The organism is Sphingobacterium sp. CZ-2 (assembly GCF_004526235.1).
GTDB lineage: Bacteria > Bacteroidota > Bacteroidia > Sphingobacteriales > Sphingobacteriaceae > Sphingobacterium > Sphingobacterium tenebrionis.
Genome location: NZ_CP038159.1, coordinates 2,935,812 through 2,953,682, shown reverse-complemented (window position 1 = coordinate 2,953,682; position 17,871 = coordinate 2,935,812). Strand labels below are relative to the sequence as shown.

General features: G+C 40.5%; 16 protein-coding genes. 5 read left to right on the top strand and 11 right to left on the bottom strand.

All coding sequences use genetic code 11. The features are described 5' to 3' along the window. Nucleotides 1–13 precede the first annotated feature (13 nt). Nucleotides 14–871 (bottom strand): carboxylating nicotinate-nucleotide diphosphorylase, encoded by an 858-nt coding sequence (nadC, locus tag E3D81_RS12980; RefSeq protein WP_099368009.1) that lies wholly within the window; start codon nucleotides 869–871, stop codon nucleotides 14–16. A 74-nt stretch (nucleotides 872–945) separates the two neighbouring features. After that, nucleotides 946–1,287: a DUF4783 domain-containing protein gene (locus E3D81_RS12975; protein WP_167554297.1), complete on the bottom strand. Its 342-nt coding sequence runs from the start codon at nucleotides 1,285–1,287 to the stop codon at nucleotides 946–948. A gap of 194 nt (nucleotides 1,288–1,481) precedes the next feature. Between E3D81_RS12975 and gpmI the strand changes: the two genes are divergently transcribed. Both gpmI and E3D81_RS12965 read left to right on the top strand, forming a co-directional pair. Continuing rightward, on the top strand, nucleotides 1,482–3,017 hold the full coding sequence (gene gpmI / locus E3D81_RS12970; protein ID WP_134777695.1) for a 2,3-bisphosphoglycerate-independent phosphoglycerate mutase: 1,536 nt from the start codon (nucleotides 1,482–1,484) through the stop codon (nucleotides 3,015–3,017). After that, the gene (locus E3D81_RS12965) at nucleotides 3,001–3,561 is read left to right on the top strand and encodes a hypothetical protein (RefSeq protein ID WP_134777694.1); all 561 of its coding nucleotides are present in this window, start codon (nucleotides 3,001–3,003) and stop codon (nucleotides 3,559–3,561) included. The genes gpmI and E3D81_RS12965 overlap by 17 nt, the downstream gene beginning before the upstream one ends. Before the next feature lie 307 nt (nucleotides 3,562–3,868). On the opposite strand, the gene E3D81_RS12960 is transcribed toward E3D81_RS12965, so the two are convergent. After that, nucleotides 3,869–4,405: an adenine phosphoribosyltransferase gene (locus tag E3D81_RS12960; RefSeq protein WP_134777693.1), complete on the bottom strand. Its 537-nt coding sequence runs from the start codon at nucleotides 4,403–4,405 to the stop codon at nucleotides 3,869–3,871. Beyond that, a complete protein-coding gene (locus E3D81_RS12955; protein ID WP_167554296.1) occupies nucleotides 4,402–5,391 on the bottom strand; it encodes a ComEA family DNA-binding protein in 990 nt (329 codons plus the stop codon). Before E3D81_RS12955 ends, E3D81_RS12960 begins: the two co-directional genes overlap by 4 nt. 67 nt (nucleotides 5,392–5,458) lie before the next feature. Here E3D81_RS12955 and E3D81_RS12950 point away from each other — a divergent pair, with 67 nt between their 5' ends. Next, on the top strand, nucleotides 5,459–6,067 hold the full coding sequence (locus E3D81_RS12950; protein WP_134777691.1) for a polysaccharide deacetylase family protein: 609 nt from the start codon (nucleotides 5,459–5,461) through the stop codon (nucleotides 6,065–6,067). A gap of 25 nt (nucleotides 6,068–6,092) precedes the next feature. Here E3D81_RS12950 and E3D81_RS12945 read toward each other — a convergent pair whose 3' ends face one another. From E3D81_RS12945 to E3D81_RS12920, 6 genes are read right to left on the bottom strand one after another with little or no spacing between them, the layout of a single operon-like run. Then, nucleotides 6,093–6,893: a DUF4249 domain-containing protein gene (locus tag E3D81_RS12945; protein WP_134777690.1), complete on the bottom strand. Its 801-nt coding sequence runs from the start codon at nucleotides 6,891–6,893 to the stop codon at nucleotides 6,093–6,095. Nucleotides 6,894–6,897: 4 nt separating this feature from the next. Then, nucleotides 6,898–9,234: a TonB-dependent receptor gene (locus E3D81_RS12940; protein WP_134777689.1), complete on the bottom strand. Its 2,337-nt coding sequence runs from the start codon at nucleotides 9,232–9,234 to the stop codon at nucleotides 6,898–6,900. Between the two features lie 28 nt (nucleotides 9,235–9,262). Then, entirely contained in the window at nucleotides 9,263–10,081 is an 819-nt protein-coding gene (locus E3D81_RS12935; RefSeq protein WP_134777688.1) for an alpha/beta hydrolase, read from the bottom strand. Next, a complete protein-coding gene (locus E3D81_RS12930; RefSeq protein ID WP_134777687.1) occupies nucleotides 10,081–10,974 on the bottom strand; it encodes a hypothetical protein in 894 nt (297 codons plus the stop codon). Before E3D81_RS12930 ends, E3D81_RS12935 begins: the two co-directional genes overlap by 1 nt. 29 nt (nucleotides 10,975–11,003) lie before the next feature. Then, complete coding sequence (locus E3D81_RS12925) at nucleotides 11,004–11,645, bottom strand: hypothetical protein (protein WP_099368021.1); 642 nt, start codon at nucleotides 11,643–11,645, stop codon at nucleotides 11,004–11,006. A gap of 41 nt (nucleotides 11,646–11,686) precedes the next feature. Further along, a complete protein-coding gene (locus tag E3D81_RS12920; protein WP_245153218.1) occupies nucleotides 11,687–14,614 on the bottom strand; it encodes an FAD-binding and (Fe-S)-binding domain-containing protein in 2,928 nt (975 codons plus the stop codon). Nucleotides 14,615–14,840: 226 nt separating this feature from the next. On the opposite strand from E3D81_RS12920, the gene E3D81_RS12915 reads away from it, so the two are divergent. After that, a complete protein-coding gene (locus E3D81_RS12915; protein WP_134777685.1) occupies nucleotides 14,841–15,320 on the top strand; it encodes an Lrp/AsnC family transcriptional regulator in 480 nt (159 codons plus the stop codon). A gap of 7 nt (nucleotides 15,321–15,327) precedes the next feature. Beyond that, nucleotides 15,328–16,515: an EamA family transporter gene (locus E3D81_RS12910; RefSeq protein WP_134777684.1), complete on the top strand. Its 1,188-nt coding sequence runs from the start codon at nucleotides 15,328–15,330 to the stop codon at nucleotides 16,513–16,515. A gap of 84 nt (nucleotides 16,516–16,599) precedes the next feature. Here the strand turns inward: E3D81_RS12910 and E3D81_RS12905 are convergent, their stop codons facing one another. Continuing rightward, complete coding sequence (locus E3D81_RS12905; RefSeq protein WP_099368025.1) at nucleotides 16,600–17,871, bottom strand: glucose-1-phosphate adenylyltransferase; 1,272 nt, start codon at nucleotides 17,869–17,871, stop codon at nucleotides 16,600–16,602.

Genomic DNA, 17,871 nt, shown 5'->3' with positions numbered 1-17,871 from the left:
ATCCAGCAATTTACTAAATAAGTTTAGCTTTTAGGCTTAAATCCAGGCTTTTAACAGAATGTGTCAAAGCACCCACCGAGACATAGTCAACCCCAGCTTTGGCATAGGCTGCAATGGTGTTCAAGGTAATACCTCCTGATGCTTCGGTAACCAATCGACCCGCAACTAGTTCTACCGCTTCACGCACCTGATCTGGAGAAAAGTTATCGAACATGACGCGATCTACTTTTTCCAAATTCAAAACCTCTTTCAATTCCTCAAAATTGCGAACTTCTACCTCGATAGGTATGCTTAGGTTATTTTCTTTTTTATAGGCAAATGCGCCATTTACAGCTTGTGTGATTCCACCTGCGTAATCCACATGATTATCTTTGATCAGGATCATATCGTATAGACCAAAACGGTGGTTCACCCCACCTCCGATCACTACGGCACGTTTTTCTAAAAATCTTAATAAGGGTGTGGTTTTGCGGGTATCCAAGACTTTGCAATTTGTGCCTGCGATGGCTTGCACATATTTTGAGGTCTCCGTGGCAATACCCGACATGCGTTGCATGATGTTTAATACCAAGCGCTCACCTTTTAAAATATCATGGATCTTGCCTTTTAAACGGAAAGCGATTTCACCATACTTGACAGCAGTACCATCTTGGATTAATTTTTCAAATTGAATGGAAGGATCTAAATAGTGAAAGATTTCCTCGGCAATATCAACACCTGCCAATATCCCCTCTTCTTTGACCAATAATTGGGCTTCTCCTAATTGAGAGTCATCAATTGTAGATAAGGTTGTAAAATCGCCATTCCCCACATCTTCAATAAATGCTTCTTTTACAAATTGTAATAGCTTTTCTTTGAATTCTCTATCCATTTAGCAACATAAAATTAAGCGAAGATGAATAAAATTAAATTTATATGGAAACTAAAAGCTAATAAAATTAAACATTATTCTATTCGAAGCTCAGTAATAAGGGATTCCCCATTGTGCTGGTTAAACTTCAGAAAGATTCGGTATGTACCAGAATTAGCCTTTAAGTTATAAACAATATAAAAACTCGAATTGTTACGGTTAGTGTGCTGCAGTTGTTTGATTTCGGAAGTCTTGTTGGACCGGAAATAATCGCTCAATAAGAGCTCGGCTTGGAATTTCGTGTATTGACCAGAGTCATTCTTGATGGAAACAGCGACGTTCTGCCCAAAAAAATTGGCTATTGCTTTCGCGTTATTCGTTTTAAATGCCTCTGCGATCTGCCCACTCAGATTGCTCTGCCAGAATGTGAAAGACATTAGGGGCAAGATTAAAAGCACTACAATAACTCGTAAGAACTTAAAAGAAAACCTGTTTAAAATTCGTATCATGATTGACTTGGTGCACAAAACACGCGCTAACTAGCAAATAAAAATTCAATTAATTTCCAAAAAATCAAATTTTTCGCAACCAAAACTATGCCAAGGCATAATATTTCAAGTATATTTGTGTAATGAGTTCTGAAAATAGTAAAGTAGCTTTATTAATCCTGGATGGATTGGGCTACGGAAAAAACGATCAATCAAATGCAGTATTAGCTGCAAGTACCCCATTTTTAGATCACTTACTTTCAACCTACCCTAACTCAAAACTGGAAGCATCAGGCGAAGCTGTGGGCTTGCCTGCTGGTCAGATGGGTAATTCTGAGGTAGGACACATGAATCTAGGTGCAGGTCGTATTGTTTACCAAGAATTAGGAAGGATCAACAAAGCTGCTCGGGAAGGTTTTTTTATGGAAGACCCTACGATACAGGCTGCCTTTGAATATGCAAAAACAAGTCAATCCAATATACATTTTATCGGTTTACTTTCAGATGGTGGTGTGCATGCACATATTGACCATTTAAAGGCTTTATGTGATGCCGCACAGGCAGCACAGTTTGGAAATGACCAGGTCTTTATCCATGCGTTTTTAGATGGACGGGATACGGATCCAAACGGAGGTGTTGGCTATGTTCGTGATCTACAGAACTACTTAACGCATTCGGTTGGAACCATTGCTTCTGCTATAGGACGTTATTATGCTATGGATAGGGACAACCGTTGGGAAAGGGTGAAAGAAGCCTATGATCTATTGACCAGAGGTTTTGGAACTCCTTCCACAGATCTTATTGCTTCGATCGAATCTTCATATCAACAGGAAATCACAGACGAATTCTTGAAACCGATCGTTATGGTGAATGCCGACGGCACACCTAAAGCGGTGATTAAGGATGGTGATGTGGTGATCTGTTTTAACTTCCGTACCGATCGTGGTCGAGAAATCACTCAGGCATTAACGCAGACTTCTTTCCCAGAATATGCGATGCATCCCTTGTCTTTATATTATGTAACCATGACCTCTTACGATGATACCTTCAACGGAGTACATGTTATTTTCCATAAGGACAATCTCACCCAGACCTTAGGCGAGACATTGGCATTGAATCAAAAGACTCAAGTACGGATCGCAGAAACAGAAAAATACCCGCATGTTACCTTCTTCTTCTCCGGAGGAAGGGAAGAACAGTTCCCTGGTGAACATCGTTTATTGGTACCATCGCCAAAGGTGGCTACTTATGATTTACAACCGGAGATGAGTGCTTACGGAATTACCGATGCAATCTGTAAGGATATGGTAGAAAATGCCCCTGATTTTATCTGTCTGAATTTTGCTAATCCGGACATGGTTGGACATACAGGTGTTTTTGAGGCGGTGGTAAAAGCAGTGGAAACTGTTGATGCTTGTACAAGAAAAGTTGTGGAAACGGGATTGGAGAATGGTTATTCATTCATTATCCTGGCGGATCATGGAAATTCGGAATTTATGGTTAATGAGGATGGTTCGGTAAATACAGCGCATACAACAAATCTGGTTCCTTGTGTTTTGATAGATAAAACCTATAAACATATTAAGGATGGAAAATTAGGAGATATTGCTCCTACTGTATTGCGTTTATTGAATGTTCCGATTCCAACTGAAATGACTGGTGATGTCTTGGTTTATTAAAATATGTTATGGTGTAGTGGCTGTTGGGCTGCTTGGAATGCTGATGGCCTGTTCAGATCCTGCTACAAAAGTTAATGGGAAGTCGGAAAAGGTGCTGTATTTCGATCTACCCTCCTATTTCCAGAAAGAAATTGATTCGTTGAAGAAGTTGGATCCAATGGTGGAGAAAACGGTGGCAAAGGATGAGCAGGAGGAAACCAAGAAATTGAAGATCAAGGATTGGGAAGCTGAATTTGCAAGCTTTAAGAATATTGATTTGAATAAATCGGCTTATGCAGATTTTATTCAGGTTGATTCTAGTGATAATCTATTGGAATATAGTTTTAATGATCCTAAATCGGATCTTTCCTGTGTGAGGATTGAACTGGATGGAAAAGGTAATCCTAAGGTTATTACGGTTCAAAGGGATGTAAAGAATAATTTGTATCATACTTCAGAGTTTTTGATGTATGAAAAAGGAAAGTATTATATCGTGGAGAAAAACCAGGATGTGAAGGTAATGGGCGCGAATAAGTATAAGGTGCAAGGGCACTTTGGTTCTTAGGGGCTCAGTCAATACATCTTGTACGTCATTGCGAGGAACGAAGCAATCTTTCCGTCTTTGCGCCCCACTCGCGTCATTGCGACCCACTCCGTCATTGCGACCCACTCCGTCATTGCGAGGAACGAAGCAATCTTTAGACTTTGTCATCCTGAGCGAAGTCGAAGGATCTGTACGGTTACTAACGAACAGATGCTTCGACGATGCTCAGCATGACATGCAGGATGCTCAGCATAACATGCGGGAGGATTGCTTCCTCGTACCTCCTCGCAATGACGCATGCGGGTTGCAATACCGGATTCGGCCGCGTTTACTCTTCCTGATACCTCACCAATGAAATCACATTTTCACTAAATCGGCTCAATCTTCCTGCACTATTCAAAAAATCCAAACTAATCACAAAACAATAAGCCGCAATCTCCCCGCCCAATTTCTCAATAAGCTTACTTGCAGCCACTACTGTCCCACCAGTCGCCAACAGATCATCATGCACCAACACCTTTGTCCCAGGCAAAAAAGCATCCTCATGCCTTTCAATAGTTGCCTGTCCATATTCCAGCTTATAAGATTCTGAAATACAATGAAACGGCAACTTTCCTTGCTTCCGAATAGGAATAAACGGTTTATTGAGCTTTTGCGCCAGCAAAAAACCAAAAAGAAAACCACGGCTCTCAATACCTGCAATCACATCAAACTCAACATCCTTTAGCCCATCCGCAAAAGCCTCTACAGCTTCCGCCACTATTTCTGGATGCTGCAAAAGCGGAGTAATATCCTTAAATACAATACCCGGTTTTGGAAAATCATGGATATCCCTAATAATGGTTTTTAATTTTTCTTCGATCATAAATCCCTAGCAAAATCTAAATATGGCTCAATTTTACGCAAAAAATCCAGATCAAGAATAAGAATATTCCCTAAATCTTCAATTTTCTCGAATGGCCCATGTTGTATTCTATAATTCACAATGGTCCTTGCTTTCTTATATCGGATATAGGGATGCTTTGCCAATGAATCAATTCCGATTCTATTGATGAAAATTTTATCATAAGCCAAAGGCTGATCAAGCAATTGGTCTTCTATCTTCTGAAATAACTCAGGCGTCATTCCATAAACCTCCATCAATTGTTCCTTTTTATGAAATCCACCAAGCGCATTCCGAAATTTAACAATCCGACTGGAGAACACCGGGCCTATTCCGCGAACCTGCATCCAAGCCGTAGTATCAGCTTCATTAAGACTGATTTTATAAAGCGGTTCTTTTTTACGAACAAAGGAATAATCCTTTTGAGATCCTGAACTCGGTTGTTGATGAAAACCACCACTCCCCATTTCTTCCTCAGCAATCCGAACATAAGGAAGCAATTCCTTAAATTTTGATTCCGAAATAGAATAGATCCTGGAAAGATCTTCCGCTTTTCGAAATCTTCCGCCCTTGTTTCTGTAATTGATAATCACTTTGGCTTGATCTGGACTTAAACCCAGCTTTACCCAGCCTTCTTTTGACAAATGGTTAGGATCAAAAAAGAAATAATGAGGTATCATTTTTTTTCCAAATCCCTCCTTGGATGGTTCAAAGTCTTTATTCAAAGAATCAGAATAATTATGGAATTGATCCTCCTTATCCATATATCCCAAACCATCATCTGCTATATCACCCCTTTCATCTTTTGACTCTTCTGAAAAAACCAAGGTATAGCTTAGACTTTCTGGAGACTTCCAAAAAGGCAGCATCATCTTCAAAACGATCAAAAAAAGCAACAATACCAATAAAACAAATATCCCCTTTTGCTCCTTCTGATTTAATTGGAAATAATCAATCAAGCGTTTCATTTGGTCAATAGTTTTGGTTCTAAACAAATCATGATTAAATTTGGGGCAAATTATCGAAGTCCACAACATGCATTTTGTCCGTCCTATATTTTTTCTTAAATACCTTTATTCCAAAGCGATTTGGAGAAAAAGTAAACAAGAAAATAATATTTATTTAACCTTTGATGACGGACCTATCCCTGAAATAACACCTTGGATTTTAGACATCCTGAAAGAAAAAGGAGTTAAGGCGACTTTTTTCTGTGTGGGAGATAATATCCGAAAAAATCCTGCTATATATCAGCGATTACTTGATGAAGGTCATGCTGTTGGAAATCATACCTACAACCATAAGAAAGGTTGGGAAACTCCATTGGAAGAATATCTGGAAAATGTAGCCTCCTGCCAAGAATTGACAAAAACCAAGCTCTTTAGGCCTCCATACGGAAGAATTACCCAGAAGCAGTTGAATGTCCTTGCAAAAGATTATCAAATTATCATGTGGGATGTACTTACAGGCGATTACGATAAAAGGATCAGTCCAGAAAGATGTTTATACAACGCGACAACCTATGTCCGCAAGGGTAGCATTATTGTATTTCATGATAATATCAAAGCCATAGAAAATGTCCGCTATGCACTTCCCAAAACCATCGATCACCTTTTGGAAAAGGGATTTAAATTCAGCCACTTCTAAAATCTTAGATCTACTTAAGAAAGGATTATTCTAAATCATCATCGTCTGCATCGGCGATGGTCACGGTATAATCCCGCACATTCGATATCCCAAAATATCCCAATGCTCCATTGCTGATGTTGCCTGTTGGATTGCCGGGTGCTGCACTGCCAGGATTGGTCAGTTGGTATTCATTCCAATAGGTATACAGCTCTTTGGAAACTATCTGCCTACGAACCTTAACTTTATCCCCTACTTTAAACTCATCATTCCTGCCCCCAATCTGATGGGTAACGACTTGGGCGTCGTTGAATTTATCATTCTGCACCGCATTAAATTTAAAAGGGCCATCATTGATGGAAACGGTATATAAGTAATAATTCGGCACTCCCTTCGGATCTTCAAACTTAAGATTAACAAAGTAATAATCTTCGTTGAATATGTTCTCCTTGGTCACTCCCATCGAATCAATTTCCACATAGTCTACCATTGTCCCCTTACTGGAATAGGTCTTATTATCAACACTAACCTCTAAAGTATAGGTAATTTGCGTATTGACAAAGAAGTTGTTATTGGTGTAAAGGCCATTCCCTGCAGGAGTAAAGGTATAATTTCTTCCGTTACTACCTTTAACAACAACCGAAGCATTATCTACCTGATCGAATTCCGGGGAATCGAAATTAACCGTCCTACTCACTAAGATCTCCTGGTTTCTGTCCTCATTCGTTAAATTTGCTTCAATAACAATCCGTGGATCGGAATCATTCAGATCAATATCGATTTTCTCCTCACAAGAATTGAAAAAAAACAAAGAAACAACAGCTATATATGTTAAGATACTACGCATAAGACTAAAATTTAAAATTCCAGGTAACAGAAGGGATTATTCCGAATAATGCGATTTTATACGCTTCGGTGATATTCGGGTTGGTTTCATTTTCACGGAAGTCGATGATGTAGGCATTCCTGCGGTTATAAGCATTGTAAAGGCCAAACGACCAACTGGAATTGAAACGTTTATCCTGATTCTTCGGCTCATAATTTGCCGAAAGATCCAAACGATGGTAAGCAGGCATTCGATATCCATTACGCTCCGTATAATAGAACATGGTCGTTCCATTCACCTGATATTTACCGCTTGGGAATGTAATTGCATTTCCCGTATTATACACAAAGGTTGCCCCTAAGTTCCATTTTGGACTTAGCTGATAAATCCCAACGATGGAAATATCATGCGTCCTATCCTGGCGTGCTGCATACCAGTTCCCATCATTGATCTGATCAAATTGTCGTTCGCTCTTCGCCAAAGTATAACTTACCCATCCATTTAATTTCCCTTTGTTTTTTCGAAGCAGGAACTCTACGCCATATGCCCTTCCAATACCATACAGAAGGTCGCCTTCCATATATTTATTGGCCTGCAGGTCCGCCCCATTTCTAAAGTCGATCTGGTTATCCAGCTTTTTATAATAGGATTCCACGGAAAATTCATAGGCATTGTTCGAGAAATTCTGGAAATATCCTAAAGCCACCTGATCAGCAATCTGCGGCTTGATGTTCAAGCTGCTTACCACATACTGATCCGTTGGAAGACTGGAGGTAGTATTGGTCAATTGATGAAGATTTTGGGCAATGCGGTTATAACTCGCCTTTATACTATTACGAGGACTTAAAATATAGGCCATAGAGGCTCTCGGCTCCACGTTTAAATAGTGCTTGATCACCTCGTTGCCATAAGTTTTCTCTGCAATAGGCTCTCCATCCTGGTCAAAATCATAAAATGTTCCAGGTCCTAGGACCATAAAATCATTAAAGCGAAGGCCATAGATAATAGAAAGATTTTCAATCGGCTTCCATTCATGGGATACATAGGCTGCCGCTTCAATTCCTTGTCTGTTGTCTACGGCAATAGAATTCACTGCAGAACCCGCCTTGGCTTCCAAACTGGCAGGACGGATGCGCTGTTGCAATAGATTCACCCCAAATTTCAAGACATTATTATTGTTGGAATAATAGGAGAAATCCTGCTTCAGGTTCCAGTTCCTGATTTTTGAGGCAATCGTAAAATCCGAATCATCGTTATTGACATTCACATTATAGGTAAAATCACTATAGATCAATGTTGTATTACTGAACAATTGATTGTTCAACACATGGTTCCAACGTACCGTGGCAGTTGCGTTTCCCCAATCAAATCCAAACAGGTCAGAATATCCAAGATCATCCTTACCAAAATATCCGGAAAGATAGACCGTATTCCGATCGTTCAATTTATAATTCACCTTAGCATTCAGATCGTAGAAATAAAGCTTACTCTGATTGACGGTTTCATCCTTCGATAATTTTAGGAACATATCCGCATAGGTTCTACGACCACTCAACATAAAGGAACTTTTGTCCTTAACAATTGGTCCTTCCACCTTCAATCGCGACGCGATTAACCCTAAACCACCTTCCACAGCAAATTTCTTATTGTTTCCATCCAACATATTGATGTCCATAACAGACGAAATCCTGCCACCATATTGTGCCGGGATCCCTCCTTTATACAGGTTAGCATCTTTTACCGCATCGGAATTGAATGTAGAGAAGAATCCCAATAGATGGGATGCATTATACACCGTAGCCTCATCCAAAAGAATAAGGTTTTGATCTCCTCCCCCGCCTCGTACATAAAAACTCGAACTTCCTTCACCTCCAGAAGCTACCCCAGGCAATAATTGGATGGTTTTAAGAATATCGCGCTCGCCAAAGATGACGGGCACATTCTTTACCTCCTCCATCGTAAATTTCAAAGAGCCCATCTGCGCGGAAGTAACATTTCCATCCTCCTTTTTTGCAGAAACAACCACCTCTTCAATGGTATTGGAGGTCGAGATCAACTCAAAGTTCATTTGCTTAGAGGCATCCACCTGCAGGGTATCCTGATAGGTTTGATAACCTACAAAACTAATTTCTACTGCGTGTTTTCCAGCAGGAATGGACACCGAATAAAAACCATAATTATTTGAATAGCTACTGAGTTTAAGATCAGGAAACTTAATCAGGGCGGCGATAAGACTTTCGCCCGAACCTCCATCCTTGATATAACCGCTTAGGGTTACCTTATTCTGGGCATATACATGGAATACAGAAAATAGAACCATGATCATGGTTCCTAAAATCCGAAGTATGGGCAGTTTATTCATAGAATGGGCAGCGTAAATTTAAAGGGAATTATTTTTTAGCGGGTTGATAGAAAAAATCATGGAAAAACATCATCTGATATAAGATTGATTTACTCCAATAATCCCAATTATGAGCTCCAGGCATGGTCAGGAAGCGATGTGGGATATTTAGGTAAGTCAATTTCTCGTGTAATTTCAAATTCACTTTATAAAAGAAATCCTCCGTACCGCAATCAATAAACAATGAAAGTGAGTTCGGTTTGATCAAATGTGTCATCTCCATGACGGTATGTGAGTTCCAAGACTCTTGTTGCTCATGGTAAGGTCCTAAGCGTTTAGCCATTTCCCAATTGTTCGGAAAAGGACGAATATCTACTCCCCCGGCAGTACTACCAGCAGCTGCAAAGGTATCCTGATGTTTAATCGCTAAATACAATGCACCATGACCACCCATACTCAAACCGGTAATTCCTCGTTTGGAGCGATCTTTAGCAACTGTATAATTACTTTCCACAAAGTCTACCAACTCTTTAGAAACAAAGGTTTCATATTGATAATTCTTATCATTCGGAATATCCCAATACCAACTTCCATACCCTCCATCCGGACAAACAACAATCATTTCCAATTTATCGACCAGCTCCTTGATTTTTGGAACCTTATCTACCCAATTAGCATAGTTACCCGAATACCCGTGTAAGAGATAAAGCGTAGGCAGGTTTTTAGACTTACTGTTTTCAGGTTGGATAACCACCGTTTTAATGGCTTTACCCATTGCAGTGCTTTTCACCAAAACCGTATCCACCTGAGCTGCTTGTGCGGTAAAAAATGCGGCAAGCATCAATAAGAATGTTAAACGTATTTTCATCAATTTTGAGGTTTAGAAAAATTATATTGGTAAAGATAAGAATCTAATCCAAAGGGGCGCTCACTTACAGTAAAAAAGGTTTTACCAGAATTATCAAATGTAATTGCTTCACCTTGTGGCTCTTGTTGATAGGCTAAGCGTTTATACGGCTTAGAAAGGCTGTGCTGAATAGATTCATTCAATGCACGATTCCAATAATAAATATTGGTAAGATTTTTTATCAAAATGGCATCGCCTGAAGGGCTGATATCAGCAGCAGTGACAAAGGTAAATGGCAAAGTAATAAGGGGTTTAAGGATATGTTTTTCAACATCTTGAAAAATATCAGCTGAATAAACAATTGATTTAAATTCCCGCTTGCTGATCAGGAAAAACCGATTGTCCAATGGATCAATGAAAAAAGCTTCTGCATCCCTGGCTCTACCATCGTGGTTAAGGATGATGGTCTGAATCTGCGATGATTTGATAAGGTTCTCTTTTTTGCCACCTTGCTCCCAAACAGGTTCTTCCAAAATATATAAGCGGATATCCTTTCTCAACCCTCGGTTATCCCCAATATCCCCCAAAACCAAATAGTTTTTCCCATCTCTCTTGAACTTACCGATCTCTTCCATATCAATGGCTATAACACCTTCTAAGTTCACGATCTGCAGCAAGTTAGCGGAAGAATCCACCAGGAAGATCCTAGCCTTGTCTCCACTATCATTGTGCATCCAAAAAGAACCGGGATTAGCATCAGATGCAATAACCCCGGAAACTTCGTTAAGCTCAGGTGCAATCAGTTTCCCTTTTGAAACCCGAGTAGTAGGAATTAAGTCCTGGGCAGTTCCAGCTAAGGCACTGAACAGGAACAATATGACGCTTAAAAGCGTAATGCTATTTATTCTAATCACTTTAAAAGGTTAGCCATTCCATTTATTCATTATTTTCCTTCAAAAGAAGCGATGATCGCCTTTCTATAGGTAGAATCCTTCTCCGTCAATTCAAAGGATTTTTTATAGGTATCTAAAACGCCAAATAATTCAGCCGGAGTACCCGTTCCATTCTCAAAGAAATATTTGAAAGAATAAGTTGCCGATTTTGATAGATCGACTTGATCCTTATTGGAAGAAAACACCAAAGGTAAAAGCGTTTGTGTGCTCATTTTCCCATCGGTTGGCAACTTCATCAAGGTTCCAAGGCTTTTCACAAAATTATCCGAAGGTGCTCCTATCGATGAAAACTTGATCGCTCCTTGTCTAAACCCAGCCTGTTCATCAGCAGCACCCATCGCCGTAACACCAGCAGGGATATTCTTGATCACTTCGACCTGAAAACCTACTGTATCTTGATTATATAAGGATTTTGCTTCATAAATCACCGAAGAATCCGTTTGGCTGTTTTCTTGAAGGTGGAAATACAAATGCAGAGACTCCGCATCGGTATTCGCTGTTAATTGATTAAGGGTTGAACCTGTAGCGCCCGTGGAATCACTTGTATTGTTATTGGTTTTTGAAGAATTTCCACATGACATCATGGCCATAACCGCTGTAAGACTTAATCCAATGTTTAATAATTTTCTCATAATCATATGTTTATTGTTAAACAAAAATAAGGAATTAATGTTTATGCTTTGTTAATTAAAGCGTCATAAAGTATTTCCACAGGATGATAGGATTTCCTTTCCAGACCATCTTTTATCTGATGCCTGCAGGATGTTCCTGCTGCGGCCACTACGTATTCCTCACCTGTTTTTCTCAAAGTAGGAAACAACACCAATTCCGCTACTTTTTGGGAAACCTCATAATGTTCCTTTTCATAACCGAAAGAACCTGCCATTCCACAACAGCCCGAAGGGATCACTTCCACTTCATAATTCAATGGTAAGGAAAGGATCTGTTTGCTGTATTCCAGCAGCTTAAAGGCCTTTTGATAACAATGTCCATGAAGTTTGATCTTTTGAGGCGCCGCTGTAAACTGTTCCTGATGTATCCTACCAGCAATCATCTCCTGCACCAAGAATTCATCGATCATCAACGCATGTTTCGCCAACTCCACCGCCTTGGATTTTTTATCGGCATCCACCAGATCCACATATTCATCCCTAAAGGTAATAATGGCCGATGGCTCTACCCCCAATAAAGGCGTTTCCTGCGAAATAATAGCCGAAGCCAAATCCACATTGCTATTGGCTAGAACCTTTGCCTTTTTCACAAAACCCTTGGAGAGGTACGTTCTGCCACTCTCTTTAAGATTTGGAACCAAAACCTCATAACCTAAAGCCGTAAGTAATTTATAGGCAGTAATCCCTATTTCAGTATCATTATAATTCGTAAACTCATCGGCATACAGGTAAACCTGTCTTTTCCCTTGCCTCCGCTCCTTTTTATTGGCCCATTGGGTTAAGGTAGTCCCATAAACTTTTGGTAGGGACCTGTCGGGCGCAAAACCTACCACCTGCTTGATCAGGGAGGAGGTCAGCTTGTTGGTTGCGAAAAAGTTATAGATAGGTGCCACTAAAGACCCTAACTTTTGGGATTGGGTGAAATTTGCAATCAGTTTGCTACGGAAAGAACTGCCATTGGCATCGTAATAATGCTGAAGGAACTCAGCTTTCATCTTAGCAATATCCACACTGGATGGGCATTCTGTTTTACAGCCTTTGCAGCTTAAACACAGATCCATCACTTCTTTCAATTCCTCATGGTTGAACCTGTTCTGTTCTGTAGAATTGGTCAGAAACTGGCGCAGCATGTTAGCCCTTGCCCGTGTCGTATCCTTCTCATCCCGTGTTGCCATAAAAGATGGACACATAGTACCACCCGTAATCTCCGTTTTCCGACAATCACCAGAACCCGAACATTTCTCCGCCAACCTCAAAATGCTCTCCTGCTTGGTAAAATCAAAGTAGGTTTTTATTTGGGAAGCGTCTGTTACTTGGTCATACCGCAGATGCGTATCCATTGGCGGCGTGTCTACAATCTTCTTGGCATTAAACACCGATTTTGGATCAAATATATGCTTGACTTCCAATAACAACTGATACACTTTATCACCTAACACTTTACCAATATATTCCCCTCTTAAACGACCATCACCATGCTCGCCACTTAAGGAACCATTGTACTTCAATACCAGATCAGTGGTTCTTTCCAATATCCGACGAAACTGTTTTTTACCTTCTTCCGTCTTCAGATTGATGAATGGTTCTATATGCAATTCCCCTGCTCCCGCATGTGCATAATAAGAAGCATGAACCTTTTCTTCTACCAGCAATTGCTGTACATCTTCCACATAGGCGGGAAGATCTTCAGGCGATACCGCACAATCTTCAATCAGATTAACAGGTTGTGAATCTCCGGGAAGATTCCTGATCAATCCCAATCCCGCTTTCCGAACATCCCAAACCAAATTCGTCTGTTCAGCTCCTAATAACAGCGGATAGGCATAGCCCAAACCTGCAGCTTTTAATTCAAGTATTAATTTTTCTGCTTTTGCCTGTATTTCAGCGACCGTATCTGCTCTGAACTCAACAATCAATAAAGCTTGAGGATCGCCTTCAATGAAGAAACGGTTATATTGATAGGTCGGATGTCCTACCGTGAAATCAAGAATATATTTATCCACCAATTCGGAAGCCTCCGGATGATTTCGGAGCGCCACCACATTCCCATGCATACATTCCACCATATCATGAAAGTGTATACAGACCAAGCCAATTTCCTTCGGAGGAAGCGGCATAAGGTTGATCTTAGCTTCCGTAATGATTCCAATCGTACCTTCTGACCCTGCTAATAGTTTACAGAAATTGAAAGGCTCACTGTTATCTGTCAACAGGTCCAAAGCATATCCGGTATTTCTACGCGTGATATCTTTTTTAGGGTATCCCGATTGAATCGCTGCCACGTTATCTTGCTTGCTTATCAATTCGTTGATCCCTCGGTAAATATCACCTTCTCGAGATGTTGATGTTAATTTCTTAAAATATTCCTGCTCATTCAATGCTTCAAATAAAACTTCCGAAGCATCATCTAATAAGACATTTGCAGCGATAAGATTCTGCCTGGTATCCCCCCAAACAATGGAGTGCAGACCCGAAGAGTTATTACCGATCATACCGCCGATCATGGCGCGGCTGGCCGTCGAAGTTTCCGGACCAAACATCAACCCCATCGGTTTTAGATAGGCATTCAGATCATCTCGGATCACCCCTGGTTGGACACGGGCCCATTTCTCTTCTACATTGACCTCCAGGATCTGATTGAAGAACCGGGAAACATCTACTACGATTCCTGCTCCAACCACCTGCCCCGCTAAGGAAGTACCTGCTGTCCTTGGAATGAGCGTTACATTATTCGCTTTTCCAAAATGGATCAGTTTTACAAGATCCTCCTTTGTTTTTGGTATACAAACCGCTAAAGGCAATTCCTGGTACACAGAGGCATCTGTAGAATAGGCCAAACGCATGGTTTGGTGCGATGCATTCTTTTCATCAAAAAACAAATTTCCCTGTAGGGATGCTGATAATTCAACTAAATTCGACTTTATAGACACTGTAAGTAAAGATTGAACAACAAAACTAAGCATTGTTACACAAATAAACCCAATTAGAACCCATTTTAATTCCTAAAGATTATTGATTATATTAGTAAAGTATTCGCTATCTAATACTTAAACCGATAAAACTATCCGTCAGATCACAAACCTCAAAACTGAATAAAATTCATTTTTACATTAATTAATTTGAATTTAATTCGGAATTATCGATATTTGCGCCATTATGGCAAAATTAGAAATCACCCTTGACCAGATTGACCTTCAAATCCTGCGTATAATGCAGGATAATGCAAGGACCAACAATGCTGATATTGCCCGTGAATTGGGCATGGCACCATCTGCAATTTTGGAAAGGGTTAAGAAATTAGAACAGCGCGAAGTTATCCTTCAATATAATGCCCGCATCAACCCAGCAGCAATCGACCAAAAGATGCTTTCCTTTATCTTTATCAAGACCCAAGATATCATTGGTGTTCAGAAAGTAGGTGTTCTCCTGGCAGGGATCCCTGAAGTATTGGAGGTTCATGATATTGCAGGCGAGGACGGCTATCTGATCAAGGTACGTACGAACGATTCGGCAGGTCTGGTAGACCTTATGCGCAATTCATTGAGTAAGATTGATGGCATCATCTCCACTCGTACGACCATCGTACTGGAAACAGTTAAAGAGGACAATAAATTAGTGATCCCATTTAAGGATTAAAATACATATGGTAAAAGCTACTACCCCGTCTACCGCAACGATCATCTTTGCCTATTTAGTGGTATATATCGTTTGGGGATCTACATTTTTCTTTATTGAGAAGTCTTTGCACGCCTTCCCACCCTTTGTTTTGGGATCGATAAGATTTATCATTGCAGGAACCCTATTGATGGGCTATTGCTACTTCAAAGGATATAAGATATTTATCAAAAGTGCTGTAAAGGATGCAGCAATGGTTGGGTTTCTATTATTGTTCGTCGATATGGCAGCCATTATCTGGTCTGAGCAATACATCTCCAGCGGTATTGTATCCATCCTATCGGCAGCAACTGCCATTTGGTTCATCATACTCGACAAACCGAAATGGAAGGAGAATTTCACCTCTGTTCCTACTCTATTGGGATTGATCCTGGGATTTCTGGGCGTATTCATGCTTTTTGCGGAGCAGATATTTTCACCCAATGCTCATTCTGCCGATAATGATAACAAATTGACCGCCATGATTGTCCTCACTTTGGGAACGATCGGTTGGACGGTAGGGTCCTTATTGTCCAAGTACAGCAAGGAAAAAAGGGACCAGAAAGCAGCTGTAGAAAATGGCCCTAAAGCAGAAGCTGAGGATTTGAATGTTATGGTCAAGACCGCTTGGCAAATGGTAGTAGCCGGAACGGCATTTACAACCGTTGCCCTGTTGAACGGAGAATACGCCAGATTTGACTTTTCTGCTGTCGCTATAGAATATTGGGGAGCGATGGTTTACCTGGCCTTAATGGGCTCTATTTTGGCTTTTAGCTGCTATATTTTCCTTCTTCAGGTAAGACCTGCAACCGAAGTGAGTACCTATGCTTACGTAAATCCTATCGTCGCCTTGATCCTGGTTCATTTTTTCACGAACCATGAGGTGACCAAAATGCAGATCATTGGATTGGCCGTTGTTTTGTTTTCAGTTTTATTGATGAACTGGAACCTCTATGTGAACAGTGAACTGATCAAAAAATACAAACGCCGCCGTAAAATCAAAAAATTACGTCATATGGCGCCGAAAAGTAGTATCCCTCGAATTGTAGAAGTAGCTGAATACGGCAAGACACGCCTTAAAAAGGCTAAAGAAAACAACGAATCGGAAAAGAAAACAACAGCAAAACCAGAATTCGATTTGGATAATCCAGATGGATTAGGTGATCAAGAGCTATAAGGCAATAAAACTATCGCCTAACAAAACAAAGCGCCCATTACAATAGTAATAGGCGCTTTGTTTTATTAAACCAATTAGGAAGGTTTAAAAACCGATGGTACGACCATGTTGGATCACGGCATTTTTCTTCACCACAACTATCCCATCCCTGATCGTATATTCTTCAAAATCACCATCCGGAAGGTGTTTTCCCCCTTTTATCCGAACATCATTACCAATACGGCAATTCTTATCCAAAATCGTGTTTTCTATATAACAACGCTCCCCAACACCAATTGGAGGCGGTTCCTGACTGGAAGCAAGCTCCACAATCTCATTCAGTTCCTCATAATAATCCGAACCCATCATATAGGTGAATTTCACCACTGTACCCGAACCTATTCTCGAACGGATACCGATAACCGATTGTTGGATTTTCTCAGCCAAGATAATGCAGCCATCTGCAATGATCGCATGATTCAGGGTCGTTCCGGAAACTTTGGACGGTGGAAGCATACGCGCGCGGGTATACACCGTTTCTCCAAAAAGATTGAATGAAGGAATATCCTCTGTCAACCCGATATTTGCCTCGAAAAAGGAGGCAATGGTACCGATATCCGTCCAATAACCATCAAACTGATAACTCAGCACCTTCGAATTTTCAATCGCATCAGGTATGATCTCCTTTCCAAAATCCATCCCTTTGTTCTCAGCCAACATTCTGGTCATAACACCTTTGGAGAACACATAGATCCCCATGGAGGCCAAGTAGTTCCTACCCTGCTTTTCCAACTCATCTGGCACTTCCGAAGTCCATTCTGGTAATAAATCCTTACTTGGCTTTTCAATGAAGGAAACCACCTCATTATCCTCATTGGATTTCAGGATACCAAATCCCGTTGCTTCCTTCCCCGTCACCGGAATGGTTGCAATCGTGATTTCGCCTTTATTTTTCACATGGAAATCAACCATAGCGGAATAATCCATCTGGTACAATTGATCTCCAGAAAGGATCAACACATAATCATAGTCTACATTGACCAGATTTTTCTGCGTCCTTCTCACTGCATCAGCAGTTCCTTCAAACCACGAATCTCCCTCACTAGTCTGTTCTGCTGCCAAAATATCCACAAAACCCTTACTGAAAATACTGAAGTTGTAGGAGTTTTTGATGTGTTTGTTTAACGAAGCCGAGTTGAATTGCGTCAAAACAAAAATCTTGTTGTAACCGGAATTCAAACAGTTAGAGATAGGAATATCCACTAATCTGTATTTACCTGCAATCGGAACTGCAGGCTTAGACCGTTGATCGGTCAATGGGAACAGGCGGGTGCCACGACCGCCTCCCAGAACAATAGATACTACCTTGTGCGCCAT

Coding starts and splice junctions, on each gene's coding strand:
- E3D81_RS12910 (WP_134777684.1), top strand. CDS start 15,328: ATGGTAAAAGCTACTACCCCGTCTACCGCAACGATCATCTTTGCCTAT.
- E3D81_RS12905 (WP_099368025.1), bottom strand. CDS start 17,871: ATGGCGCACAAGGTAGTATCTATTGTTCTGGGAGGCGGTCGTGGCACC.
- E3D81_RS12915 (WP_134777685.1), top strand. CDS start 14,841: ATGGCAAAATTAGAAATCACCCTTGACCAGATTGACCTTCAAATCCTG.
- gpmI (WP_134777695.1), top strand. CDS start 1,482: ATGAGTTCTGAAAATAGTAAAGTAGCTTTATTAATCCTGGATGGATTG.
- E3D81_RS12945 (WP_134777690.1), bottom strand. CDS start 6,893: ATGCGTAGTATCTTAACATATATAGCTGTTGTTTCTTTGTTTTTTTTC.
- E3D81_RS12950 (WP_134777691.1), top strand. CDS start 5,459: ATGCATTTTGTCCGTCCTATATTTTTTCTTAAATACCTTTATTCCAAA.
- E3D81_RS12935 (WP_134777688.1), bottom strand. CDS start 10,081: ATGAAAATACGTTTAACATTCTTATTGATGCTTGCCGCATTTTTTACC.
- E3D81_RS12965 (WP_134777694.1), top strand. CDS start 3,001: ATGTCTTGGTTTATTAAAATATGTTATGGTGTAGTGGCTGTTGGGCTG.
- nadC (WP_099368009.1), bottom strand. CDS start 871: ATGGATAGAGAATTCAAAGAAAAGCTATTACAATTTGTAAAAGAAGCA.
- E3D81_RS12975 (WP_167554297.1), bottom strand. CDS start 1,287: ATGTCTTTCACATTCTGGCAGAGCAATCTGAGTGGGCAGATCGCAGAG.
- E3D81_RS12925 (WP_099368021.1), bottom strand. CDS start 11,645: ATGAGAAAATTATTAAACATTGGATTAAGTCTTACAGCGGTTATGGCC.
- E3D81_RS12940 (WP_134777689.1), bottom strand. CDS start 9,234: ATGAATAAACTGCCCATACTTCGGATTTTAGGAACCATGATCATGGTT.
- E3D81_RS12960 (WP_134777693.1), bottom strand. CDS start 4,405: ATGATCGAAGAAAAATTAAAAACCATTATTAGGGATATCCATGATTTT.
- E3D81_RS12955 (WP_167554296.1), bottom strand. CDS start 5,391: ATGAAACGCTTGATTGATTATTTCCAATTAAATCAGAAGGAGCAAAAG.